Raw genomic sequence first — 11,896 nt, 5'->3', positions numbered from 1 at the left:
TCCGTCACTCGTCGCGGCCGATCTTCAGCGTCGCCTCCTCGGGATGGCCGAGGAACGCGGCGCGTCGGCTGTCGAAGATCTCGTTGGCGGTGGCGTAATCGTCGTGGCGGCCGATGTCCAGCCAGTAGCACGGCTGGCGGTAGCAGTGGACCGGCCGGCCCGTCGTCCGCATCGATTCCAGCAGGTCGGGCATCCCGACCGACCGCCCCGGCGCGAGGTAGTCCCACGCCAGCGGGTCCAGGATGTAGACGCCCATGCTGACCTGGAACGAATACTCCGGCTTTTCGGAGTACCCCGTCAAGACGTGCGGGTCGTCGCCGAACTGGAGGACGCCGAAATCGATCTTCACCTCGCGGGGATACGAGGCGATCGTCGCGGCGGCCCCGCGATCGCGGTGGAACTCGTACATCGCCCCGTAGTCGAGCGTCGTGAGGATGTCGCCGTTGATGACCAGCGTCGGCTCGTCGGGCCTGCGGACCAGCGTGAGCCCCCCCGCGGTCCCCAGCGGGGCGACCTCGCGGCGGTAGTCGATCCTCGCGCCGAACTTCCGGCCGTCGCCGCAGAACGTCTCGATCAGCTCGGTCAGGTAGCCGGTGATGATCGTCACGTCGCGGAAGCCGTAACGCGCCAGTTGCCGGATGACGACCTCCAGGATCGGCATCGGGTCGTCCTCGCCCAGCGGCATCAGCGGCTTGGGGAGGACGTGAGTGTACGGGCGCAGGCGCGTCCCCTTGCCGCCGGCCAGGATCACGGCCTTCATGCGTTCCCCCTTCCGTGAGTCGCGTGACGATCCGTCCGCGGGCGCGGACGACGATCCGACCGACGCCCCGGCCCGCGCGGGCCGGCGGCCCTCCGACGGTCCGCGGCGACCTCCTCGAAGACCTCGATGAGCGCCTCGACGTGGCGGTCGAAGGTCCACGACCTCCCCAGCGCGGCGGCCTCGGCCGAGATCGCCGCGCGGCGGCCGTCGTCGGCCAGGGCGTCGAGCGCGGCCGCCAGCTCCGCCGTCGCGCCCGGCGCCGGCAGGACGAAGCCGTGCCGGCCGTGCGTCATCAATTCGCTGGCCCCGTTGCAGGCCGTGGTGATCACCGGCAGCCCGCAGGCCATCGCCTCGAAGACGACCAGCGAGCAGGGGTCGTAATAGGTCGGCGAGACGAAGAAGTCGCTCGACCAGTAGCATTCGCGGACGTCGTCGTGGAAGCCGAGGAAGTGGACCGCGTTTCCCACGCCGAGCCGCTCCGCCAGCCGGCGATACCACCCCGGCCGCCCGCCGCCGCAGACCAGCAGCTTGATCGGCCGCGCCGAGCGGTCGCGCGCCGCGAGCCCTCGGATCAGCGGCTCCAGGCCCTTGAGCGCGTAGTTGTGGCCGACGAACAGCCCGACCAGCTCGCCCGCGCCGATCCCCACCTTGCCCCGGAACGCCGCGCGGGTCGCCCCCGGCTGGGGGACCATGACGCGGCCCGGGTCGATGGCGTTGGGGACCACGCGGATCCGCCCCTTCGGCACGCCGTTGAACTCTTGCAGGTGCCCGGCGACCATCCGGCTCACCGCGACCACCCGGGCCCCGCGCGCCGGGTCGTATTGACGCCTCTCGATCGCGCGATACGTCCAGTGCTTGGGGTTCAGCACCTTGCCCAGCACGTACAGCCGCCGCGCCAGCGGGTTGGCGAACCGCATCGAGTTCGCCCGCAGGCTCCCGCCGTGGACGCCCCCCTGGGGGATGATGACGTCGTGCCCGTAGGTGTTGATGAAGCCGACGGAGCAGTCGTGCCCGGCGTCCTTCAGCATGGCGGCCGAGGCGTCGGCGAACGAGACGATCCGCTCGCTCCGCGTCCTGCCGGTCGACTCGACGCGCACGCAGCGGACCTCCGGCGGCAGCGCCCCCTCGGCCCAGCTCTCGGCGTACAGGTCGACCGAATGCCCCCGCCGCAGGAGCCCGCGGCAGAGGTCCACGATGTAGGTCTCCGCCCCGCCTTTCGTGGGATCGACCCTCGGGAAGTTCAGGGCGAGTCGCATCGGCATCCTCTCCGCGTCCATGGGACCGCCGTCCGCGATCCCCCATCGTCTCTACTTCGCCCGCGAGCGGGCCGCCGCTGGAGCTTTTCCCCGCCAGCCCGCATTTTCCAGAGATCCATCCCAACGGCCTTCCCCCCTGGAGGGGGAAGGTGGCCCGAAGGGCCGGATGAGGGGGGGACGCGCAAGTCGGCCTTCGCGGCTTGAAGGGGCCTTCCCCGGCCGACGGCCTGGACCAAGCTTCGAACTCCGAAACTCCGCGGGCAAGCTCCCCCTCATCTGACCGCTTCGCGGTCTGTCTTCCCCCTCCAGGGGGGAAGACCGTTCGCGTTGAGATCCCCTCCGTCATTCAACGCCGGTTGTGGTCCGAATACCGCGCCGCCTTCAGCCGGATCATCCGCGCGTGCCAGTCGGGGCGCCTCGGGGCGGCCTCGCGCTTGTAGTGCTTCCAGAACCGGAGGACGTCGCGGGGCTCGACCCCCCCGACCCCCTCGATGGAGAACAGCAGTTGGCCCAGGTCCTTCCAGCGCCAGCGGTCGGCGAACAGGCGATGCTCGCTCAGGCGGTGGAGGTCGATGAGCGTCAGCGCCACGTCGCGGGGATCGCGGGCCAGCCTCTCCAGGTCCAGGAAGAAGTGGCAGAGGTACAAATCCTTATGGAAGACCCTGGCCCGGTGCAGCGCCGCGGCCATGCGGGCCATCTCGGGGACGATCCGACGCTTGAGCGCCGCGAACGCCTCGGGCCCCAGCGAGTCGCGCAGGCCGGGGAGGATCTCGTTCAGCTCGCGGCCGGGCAGCTCGGCGACGGCCAGGTAGCTTTGCAGCCCCCCCCAGGGGCCGATGCGCTCCCCGACGGCGACCACCTCAGGCACCGCCACCCCCAGCGCCCGAGCGCGCTCCAGGTGCGCCCACTCGGCCGCCCCCGGCGAGTGCCGGCCGGCCGGGTTCACCGTCGCCGCGACCCGCGCGGGCCAGGGGAGGCGGAAGTGCCGCTTGAGGTAGACCGACACCCGCCGCTCGTTCCGGTGGAAGACGAACCGGGCCGTCGACCGCCCTTGCTTGGCGTGCAGGCGGTCGCGGCTCTCGATCGTCATCACGGCGGCGTCGAAGTCGGGCGGGAGCGCGTCGCGATAGCGGTCGTCGATCCACGACCACCGCGACCCGCGCGTCAGGCGATTCCAGAGGGCCTTGATGCTCACGGCCGGAAGCCCTCCCAGGAGATCGGCTGCCTCACGCGGAAGACCCGCGTCCCCACGTCGCGACCGTCCACCACCACGGGGAAGTCCCGCGCCGGCTCGGCGGCGAAGGCCAGCAGCGCCCCCAGGCTCTCCGCCCGGCGGCTCTTCGCCTCCAGCTCGTCCCGGCCGATCACGACGTACGACAGCCCGCGGTCGGTCAGCGCCTGGCGGACGTGCCAGGGACCGTAGCCGTCCTCGCGACCGGCGACGAATCGCGCCCAGCCGCGCGTGTCCAGGATCCGCTCGCCCGGCCCGGCGTTCTCCGCCAGCCAGCGCCCGGCCAGCCAGTGCCCGCGACGGCTCTCGTGGCTCTCGCGGACCTGGTAGATCGACATCCCCGTCGCCACGACCACCGTCCCCGCGACGATCGCCCCGCGCCAGGCGCGCGGCGAGATCGGCACCCTCGGCCCCAGGCGTCGCAGGCAGACGACGATCCCGGCCCCGGCGAAGATCGTCGAGGCCGCGACCAGCGGCAGCGCGTGGCGGCTCGATATGTATCCCAGCTTCGATCCGTTCATGACCACCGCGGCGACGTACACGGCGACGAACGCGGCGAGCGTCAGCAGCTCGGCCCCGCCGGCGCCGGCGCGCCCGCTCGAACCCTGGATGAACCGGCGTCGGGCCAGCCCCCAGACGGCCATGATCGCGAAGCCCCAGCACATGCCGTCCCACCAGCGGCGGCCCAGCTCGCCGAGCGCGGCGACCGGCCCGGCCAGCGACTCGTGGTCGGACTCCTCCTTCGGGGAGAGGTCCAGCCCCGCGGATTCCAGCCCCTTCGGCAGCGGCTGGGGGACCGATCGCAGGACCTTGATCTGGGAGCCCAGCCCGGCCGCGTGGCGGATCGCCAGCTTCTCCGAGACCTGCCCCTTCGCCAGCGCGTACCCGCCGACGCACGCCAGGGCCGAGAGCCCCAGCGCCGGCAGCAGCGGGGCGGTCGCCAGCGACCGGACGCCGCGCGTCCTCAGAAGGTTCCAGCCGAGCGCCAGGCCGACCCCCATCGGCGCGAGGATCGCCTCGGGCCGCGCCGTGTACGCCAGCCCGCCGACCAGCCCGGCCGCCGTCGCGTGCTTCCAGCAGTCGAGCCCGATCGCCCTCGCCCCGAGCCACAGGCAGGCGAACATGCCCGCGAGCCCCACCGCGTTCGCCAGCACGTCGCGGCCGACCTCCGCGGGGAGCGGGAGCAGGACGTACACGAGGACGGCGACCAGCGCGACGCGCTCGTCGAAGATCGCGCGGGCGAGCGCGAACAGCGGGAACAGGAGCAGGATCGACGCGACCGCCGACACCCCCTGCGCCGCGACCCGCCAGGCGTCGGGGCCGGGCCCGATCGCCGCGGAGACGACCGGCTCGGCGGCCGCGACGAGCGCGGGGTAGAGCGGATGCTGATCGGCGCCCCGGATCGCGTCGAGCCACGGCCCCGACTGGAACCGCTTCGCGGCGGCGAGGAACTTCAGCCCGTCCTGCGCGGGGACCAGCGTGCGGGCGATCCCCGCGACGTGGAGGACCGCCGCGAAGGCCGCGACGCCCAGGAGCCATCGACGATGCGACACCCGTCCCTCCTCCCGCCCTCAGGCGGTCCGCGACAGCGGGCGCCGTTCCGGCGCCGCGGACTCCCACAGATCCCGCAGCGAGCGCTCGAACGAGGTCGTCGGCCGCCAGCCGGTCTCGCCCGCGATCCGGTCGACGCTGGCGCGGGAGTCGTCGATCTCGCCCCGGCGGATCGCCCCCGGGTCGGCGACGACGACGGCCGCGCGGCCGCTCAGGGCGACCAGCCGGTCGAGCCCCTCCTGGACCGGGCGGGACTCCCCGGAGGCCACGTTGTAGACGCGGCCCGCCTTGCCGCGCGTCGCCAGCGCGATCAGCGCGGCGGCGGCGTCGCGGACGTCGACGAAGTCGCGGCGGGCGTCGAGACGGCCGGCGAGGATCCGCGCCGGGTCGGCGGTGGGCTCGGCCAGCGTCGCGGCGAACCGGCCGAACGCCAGCGACTCCGGCATCCCGGGGCCGATGAGGTTGAACACCCGCCCGACCGTCACCTCCAGCGGCCCTCGCCCCGCCAGCGCGGAGCGGGTCGCCATCAGCTTGGCCCGGCCGTAGGCGGTCGTCGGCCGGCAGGGACGCTCCTCGGTGATCGGCAGGTCGGCGGCCGCGACGGGCCCCACCTCGGCGGCCGAGCCGGCCACGACCACCCGCGCCGGCCTGCCGGTCGACCGCAGCGCGGAGAGGAGCCGGTCGGTCCCCCAGAAGTTGGCGTCGAACAGCTCGACGTCGCCGGCCGGCGGCGTCTTGCCGGCCGCGTGGACGACGTAATCCGGCGCCACGTCCCGCGCCGCCCGGCCGAGCGCGTCGGGGTCCAGCAGGTCGGCCGAGACGAACAGCGCCCCGCGCGGCGAGCGCGGGCGGTTCCGCCCCAGGACCACGATCCGGTCCCCCTCCGCGACGTCCCGGGTCAGCGCGTCCAGGACGTGGCCCCCTAGCCAGCCGTTCGCGCCCGTGATCATCCAGGTCGCCATGCCGCCTCCTTGGTGGTCGATCGATGGTTTCGCCGGCCGGACAGCAGCCGGCGCGAGGCTTCGAAGACGCGGTCGGGGTCCAGCTTCCTCATGCAGTCGTGGTGTCCCATGCGGCAGGTCGGGCGCTGGCAGGGGCCGCAGGGGACGGGGCGGTACAGGTGGACGGCGTTCGGCTGGTTCGTCCGGGTCCACTGGATCCAGGTCGGGCCGAACAGCGAGACGACCGGGGTGTTGAACGCCGCGGCGAAGTGGCGCGGGCCGGAATCGGTCGTCACCATCAGGTCGGACCGGCGGACGATCGCCTTGGAGAGCCCCAGGCTCAGCCGCCGGTCGGCCAGGCTGACGACGCGGGGGTGCCCGGCGAGTTCGGCGATCCGGCGCGATTCCTCGCGCTCCGCCGGGCCGCAGAGGACGACCACGGCCGCGCCGCATTCCTCGGCGATCCGCCGGGCCAACTCGCCGAAATGCTCGTTCGGCCACGCCTTCGCCGGGCCGAACGCGCCGCCATTGTTGAGGCAGACCAGGCCGTCGGACGCGTCCACGCCGAGCGCCGCCAGGGCCTCGTCGGCCTCGGCCTCGTCGGCGGGGGTCGTGGCCAGTTCCAGTCGCGAGCCGGTGCCGGGGCAGCCCAGGGCGCGGGCGAGTTCCAGGTAATAGTCGACGATGGGGGAGGGGACCAGCTTCCCGCGGGCGTCGCGGGGGGGCGGCAGGCGGTCGGTCAGCAGCCAGCCGCGGGCGTAGCGGTCGTAGCCGACGCGCCTGGGGATCCCGGCGAGTCGCGAGATCAGGGCCGTGCGCATCGAGTTCGGCAGCAGCACGGCCGCGTCGGGGCGATCGGCCCGGAGGCGTCGGATCAGGGCTCGGGCCCGGTGCTCGGGGTCCTTCGCCTTGGGGTGGAAGGGGATGATCGCGTCGAACCAGTCGAGCCCGTCGAGGACCGGCGCGACGTTGGGCCGGATGACGGCGGTCAGCCTGCCCTCGGGGAACCTCCGCCGCAGGGCGCGGAAGGTCGGCGTCGCCATGACGGTGTCGCCGATGAGGCTGGGGCAGAAGACGACGACGTTCATTCGGGGCCGAGCCCTTCCCTGGCGTTCCGGCCGGCTTCCTTGCCGGCGGTCGAGTCTCGCGCTCGGCGGCCCCGTCAGTCGCCCGGCGTCGGCCGATCCGGGAGCAGCGCGGCCAGCGGGCCTTCCAGCGGGCGGGCGTCTCCCAGGATGTCCAGGCCGATCCGGAGCGCGCGGAGGGGCGCGTCCCCGAGGTTCGAGACGCGGAGTTTCACCAGATCCTTCTGCGTGGTCAAGACGAGTTCCGCGCCGGCGGAGTCGGCCCAGCGGGCGAGGTCGGCCACGTCGTCGGCGGAGTAGGGGTGATGGTCGGGGAAGGGGCGGAGGTCGACGACGCGGCAGCCCAGCCCCTCCAGCGTCCGGCGGAAGCCCTCCGGGTTGCCGATCCCGCAGAACGCCGCGACCGCCCGGCCGGCCAGGCCGTCGAGCGGGGACGACTCGCCGTCGCCGTCGACGAGGTCGCGCGGGGTGTGGCGAGCCTCCAGGATCGGCGCGTCCGGGGCGTGACGGCGCGCCTGGTCGCGGATCTCGGCGCGGCGGTCGTCCGGGACGAGGTCCGCGCGCGTCACCACCACGACCCCCGCCCGCCGCAGCGACGAGGCCGGCTCGCGCAGCAGCCCGCGCGGGAAGAGGCGGCCCAGGCCGAAGGGGCCGAGCGCGTCCAGCAGCACGACGTCCAGGTCGCGGGCGAGCCGGCGGTGCTGGAAGCCGTCGTCCAGGATGAGCAGCTCGGACTCCAGCTCGTTCACGGCGATCTCGGCCAGCCGGACGCGGTCGGGGCCCTGGAGGTGGGGGACGTCGGGCAGGTTCTCCTCCAGGACGAGCGCCTCGTCGTTGACGGCGTCGGCCCCGCCGTAGCCCCGGCTGAGGAGGCAGACGCGGACGTTTCGCTCGCGATACCACCGGGCCAGCCGCTCGACCATGGGCGTCTTGCCCGTCCCCCCCAGCGTCAGGTTGCCGACCGAGACGACCGGGACCGCCGCGCGATGGACGTCCACGCCGCGGTCGAACCGCCGGTTGCGCAGCCCCACGCCGACGCCGTAGCCGATCGCGCCCAGCGACAGTCCGGCCCGCGCCAGCGCCGCCAGCGGCCCGCGCGACTCGCCGCGAACCAGCTTCAGGTAGGTTTCGGGGGAGATCGGCGGCACGCGGGAAGTCCTTGTGGTATGCGAGATGAGCCTAGGGCGACCCATCTCGTCTCGGAGGGTGATCGAGCGTGGAACGCGCGTCCCCTCTCCCCCCGGGAGAGGGCAGCCGCGCCAGCGGCGGGTGAGGGTCGTCGGAGCGCGGGCGAGGCGTCGGGGCGGGATACCATGGACCGCCGCTATCTCTACAGCCCGGCGACCCACCCTCACCCGGCCCTCCGGGCCACCCTCTCCCGGGGGGAGAGGGGACGATTCATGGCCTCGCCGTCCCGCGCGGCGATGCTCCCCCCTCGCCCGTTCCGCGCGGCGACGGCCGAGGATACCATGGGATGCGACTTCGCCTGAATGGAGAGATCGCCGAATGATCGCGCCGCCCGAGAATCCGCATCCCCTGGTCGTCCACTGGCTGCAGCGGCATCGCGGGGCGATCTGCTTCGTGCTGCACATGGTCGGGATCCCGTTCACGATCCTGGGGGCGCTCCTGCTGGCGGTGTACGTCTTCCAGGCGTCGTTCCCCGTCTTCGCGACGGCGGTGGGGATGTTCGTGGCCGGGTTCGCCCTCCAGTTCGCCGGGCATTACCTGGAAGGGACCGACCCGGGCGAGGTCATCTACTTCAAGCGGCTGTTCGGCGTCCCCTACGTGGAATTCCCGCCGGGCCGCGGCCCGTACGGCGGGACGACGCCCGCGCCGACGGCCGACGCGGCCGGAGAATCGGCGGACGCCTCGGGAAGCCCTTGAGCTTTCTCGTCCCCTTTGCACGTCGCGGGGGCCGGATTCCCGGAGGAACCGCCCCGGCCGCGCGCTTTTTCCCCTGGAGCAGATCCCGGACGATCGGTAAATTCCCCGCCATCGCCTCAAGCGGCGGAGCCCGGACGACCGATACCCTTCGACAGCCCGATCCTCGGCGGATATCCGAGGCGTCGGGGCGCGGTCGACCGGAGTGGGTCGGCGAGCGATCGACAAATCGGAAAGGCGGGCCGGCCCACGCACTTCTCTCGCGGCCGGTCTCGCGGATGTTGGACAAGGGTCGCGACCGAGTCGGCCCGACGAATGCGACGGCGGCAGTCGAGTCGTGGGCGAAACGCCCCGTGAAGCCAAGCCAAGGATGGCGCGGCGTGGCCCCACGCTCGGGTTACGCGTCACATGGCGATCTTAGTCAAGGACGGCTGGCCATGCGATTGACCTTACGCGGGAACCGATGGGCTCATGTGGCCGTGCTGGCGGCCTGGATGAGTTCCGCCGGTTGCCAGAGAATCCCCTACATCGACCAGTCCAAGTCCGTCCCCCACGACACCCTGGGGAAGATGGCCCTCGAGGACAAGGAGGTCCAGCAGGCGGAATTCCTGTCCAGCCAGACCGCCCTGCCGATCCCCAAGATCGCCAAGCCGCGCACCACCAACGACCCCGAGGCCGAGCAGATCTGGCCGATGACCCTCCAGGAGGCCATCCGGATCGGCCTGGACAACTCCGAGGTCGTCCGCGTCATCTCCTTCGGCGCCCAGGGCATCCCGGTCGGCGGCTTCGAGCCCACCCCCTTGAACATCGGCGCCGGCGCCGGCGTCGCCAGCTCGCTGGGCGCCGGGACGCTCCAGACGGTGTACGACCCGGCCATCCAGGAGACGCAGATCGCCCAGGCGCTCAGCGTCTTCGACACCGGGTTCATCACCAACATGACCTGGGGCAAGAACACCCAGCCGTTCAACAACGCCATCCAGGGCGGCACGTTCCAGCTCGGCGGCCTGCGGACGCCGGTCATCTCGGTGCAGGACTCGGCGCAGTTCCAGGTCGGCCTCCAGAAGCGGACGGCCACCGGCGCCCAGCTGGGCATCGTGCACAACGTCAACTGGCTGTACCAGAACAGCACGTTCCTGGTCTACCCGTCGGCGTACACCACGAACCTCCAGCTCTCGCTGAGCCAGCCGTTGCTGGGCTCCGCCCCGATGCCGGGCCAGCAGGCCGGGCCGCTCGTGGGCCTGGAGGCCAACCGCGCCCCGATCGTCGTCGCCCGGCTCAACGCCGACGCCGCCGTCTGGCGGTTCAAGGCCGAGATCATGGCCCAGGTCCGCTCGATCGAGCAGCAGTACTGGGCCCTCGCCCAGCAGCACGTCCAGCTCTGGGCCGCCGAGAAGGCCGTCGAGCTGGCCCGCGAGATCGTCAACCGCGAGCAGGCCGAGCTGGTCGTGGGCAAGGGGACCGTCGCCGACGTCGCCGAGGCCCAGCAGCGGATGGAGCAGTTCAACCTCGACCTGGTCACCCGCACCGCCGACGTCGTCACCACCGAGCGCCAGCTCCGCAACATCCTGGGGCTCCCCCCGGCCGACAACCGCCGCATCATCCCGGTCACGCCGCCGACCGAGGCCCGCCTGGAGCCCGACTGGGATTCCAGCCTCGCCCAGATGGTCACCTTCCAGCCCGACATCGTGCAGTCGCAGCTCCTGGTCCGCATCGCCGAGCTCCAGCTCCTCGTGGCCCGGAACCAGCTCCTGCCGCAGCTCAGCCTGAACCTGCTCTACCAGTTCAACGGCTTCGGCCAGAACCTGGACGACGCCGAGGCCGTCATGACCGGCGCCTCGATCAAGGCGATCGAGCCGGTCGTCGCCGCCCAGCAGCGGGCCGCCGGCATCGCGGGCAACCCCGGGTTGTACAACAACTTCCGGACGTGGCAGGTCGGCTTCACGTTCCAGGCGCCGATCGGCATGCGGAACCCCCTGGCCGTGACGCGGCAGGCCCAGTACACCCTGCTGCGGCAGCGGGCGTTCCTCCAGCAGATCATCCACCAGACGGTCCACTCGCTGCACCGGTTCTTCCTGGAAGTCGACGCCAACTACAAGCAGTTCAAGACCGCCTCGCGGCTCCGGGCCGCCGCCGCCGAGCGCCTGGCCGCCCAGCGGGCCTACTACGAGGAAGGCCGGATCACCATCGACCGCTTCCTCGACGCCGTCAGCCAGTACGCCCAGGCCGTCGCGCTGGAGGCCCAGTACAAGACGACCTACAACATCTCGATCGTCGCCCTGGAAGAAGCGAAGGGGACGCTGCTGGCCTACAACAACATCGCCGTGGCCGAGGGCCCCAACCCCCGCAAGGCCTACGCCCAGGCCCGCGACATCCAGGACGCCCACAAGCAGCTCCCCATCGGCCAGGACGGCCCGATGTACCCCGATCGCGTCTCCGGCCCGGCCACGCCCGACCCCGTCGAGCCGCACGAGCCCCCCAACGTCGACGGAGGCCGCTCGCTCCCGGCGATGCCCGCCCCGATCGGCCCGCTGGGCCCCCCGCCGACCCCGGCGCCCCCGGCCCGGCCCGCCGGCGAGGCCCCGATCCTCTCCCAGACGCCCCCCGCCGACGCCGACGTCCAGACCGCCGGCGGCCAGCCCCCGGCGGCCGCCCCGGCCCCGGCCCCGGCGACGGCCCCGGCCCCGGAGCCCAAGCCGGCGCCCCCGGCGACCGACGCGCTCCCGCCGCTCCCGGCGACCGACGCGCCCTCGCCGCTCCCGGTGCTCCCCGAAGCCGAGGAACTCCCGGAGCTTCCCCCGGCCGTCGACCTGCCGCCGCTCCCCTGACGTTCCAGAGCGACGAACGGATGAAGTCCGACCATCCCGAAAGGCCGAGGCCCCCCGCCTCGGCCTTTCGCCATTCCCGGCGCGGGGGTTTTCTCGAAATCCGGCCCGATCGCGGAAAAACCTGAAATCCCGCCGCGAGCCCCGCGGATCATCCCCGCGTTCGAGTCCCTTGATCCTTGGAAATTCGACGGCGGTGAAGAGAACAGGGAGATCCCGCGCGCTTACCGAAGACGAGGAGGGGCGTCCCGGAGCCAAATCGAAGGCCCGCGCGGCACGAACGACGAGCCTACAACGCGCTTTGCGAAGACCGTCCGAGGTTCCGCGCGCCAGCGACGGCAAGCGAGAATCGCGCGTCGCGAGGCCGGC

The 11,896-nt window shown here is 72.7% G+C and carries 10 protein-coding genes; 3 read left to right on the top strand and 7 right to left on the bottom strand.

All coding sequences use genetic code 11. The features are described from left to right. Window positions 1-4 precede the first annotated feature (4 nt). From WG209_RS15325 to lpxK, 7 genes are all read right to left on the bottom strand, one after another. A complete protein-coding gene (locus WG209_RS15325) occupies window positions 5-760 on the bottom strand; it encodes a sugar phosphate nucleotidyltransferase (protein ID WP_337175936.1) in 756 nt (251 codons plus the stop codon). Next, the gene (locus WG209_RS15320) at window positions 757-2,016 is read right to left on the bottom strand and encodes a glycosyltransferase family 4 protein (RefSeq protein ID WP_337175935.1); all 1,260 of its coding nucleotides are present in this window, start codon (window positions 2,014-2,016) and stop codon (window positions 757-759) included. The genes WG209_RS15325 and WG209_RS15320 overlap by 4 nt, the downstream gene beginning before the upstream one ends. Window positions 2,017-2,362: 346 nt before the next feature. Beyond that, window positions 2,363-3,211 (bottom strand): lipopolysaccharide kinase InaA family protein, encoded by an 849-nt coding sequence (locus WG209_RS15315; RefSeq protein ID WP_337175934.1) that lies wholly within the window; start codon window positions 3,209-3,211, stop codon window positions 2,363-2,365. Beyond that, window positions 3,208-4,800, bottom strand: a complete 1,593-nt coding sequence (locus WG209_RS15310; RefSeq protein ID WP_337175933.1) for a glycosyltransferase family 39 protein — start codon at window positions 4,798-4,800, stop codon at window positions 3,208-3,210. The genes WG209_RS15315 and WG209_RS15310 overlap by 4 nt, the downstream gene beginning before the upstream one ends. An 18-nt stretch (window positions 4,801-4,818) precedes the next feature. Further along, a complete protein-coding gene (locus tag WG209_RS15305; protein WP_337175932.1) occupies window positions 4,819-5,760 on the bottom strand; it encodes an NAD-dependent epimerase/dehydratase family protein in 942 nt (313 codons plus the stop codon). Further along, the gene (gene waaF / locus WG209_RS15300) at window positions 5,745-6,827 is read right to left on the bottom strand and encodes a lipopolysaccharide heptosyltransferase II (RefSeq protein ID WP_337175931.1); all 1,083 of its coding nucleotides are present in this window, start codon (window positions 6,825-6,827) and stop codon (window positions 5,745-5,747) included. Before waaF ends, WG209_RS15305 begins: the two co-directional genes overlap by 16 nt. A 74-nt stretch (window positions 6,828-6,901) precedes the next feature. Then, window positions 6,902-7,972, bottom strand: a complete 1,071-nt coding sequence (gene lpxK / locus WG209_RS15295) for a tetraacyldisaccharide 4'-kinase (RefSeq protein ID WP_337175930.1) — start codon at window positions 7,970-7,972, stop codon at window positions 6,902-6,904. A gap of 165 nt (window positions 7,973-8,137) precedes the next feature. On the opposite strand from lpxK, the gene WG209_RS15290 reads away from it, so the two are divergent. From WG209_RS15290 to WG209_RS15280, 3 genes are all read left to right on the top strand, one after another. After that, window positions 8,138-8,314, top strand: a complete 177-nt coding sequence (locus WG209_RS15290) for a hypothetical protein (RefSeq protein WP_337175929.1) — start codon at window positions 8,138-8,140, stop codon at window positions 8,312-8,314. A 16-nt stretch (window positions 8,315-8,330) separates the two neighbouring features. After that, on the top strand, window positions 8,331-8,708 hold the full coding sequence (locus WG209_RS15285) for an Mpo1-like protein (RefSeq protein ID WP_337175928.1): 378 nt from the start codon (window positions 8,331-8,333) through the stop codon (window positions 8,706-8,708). A gap of 434 nt (window positions 8,709-9,142) precedes the next feature. Further along, window positions 9,143-11,530 (top strand): TolC family protein, encoded by a 2,388-nt coding sequence (locus WG209_RS15280; RefSeq protein WP_337175927.1) that lies wholly within the window; start codon window positions 9,143-9,145, stop codon window positions 11,528-11,530. Window positions 11,531-11,896: the final 366 nt, after the last annotated feature.

Origin of the sequence: Paludisphaera sp. (assembly GCF_037189885.1) — a bacterium.
In the GTDB taxonomy this organism is placed as follows: Bacteria; Planctomycetota; Planctomycetia; order Isosphaerales; family Isosphaeraceae; genus Paludisphaera.
Note: the sequence above shows the minus strand (reverse complement) of the source record. Positions and strands in the feature narration are given on the sequence as shown.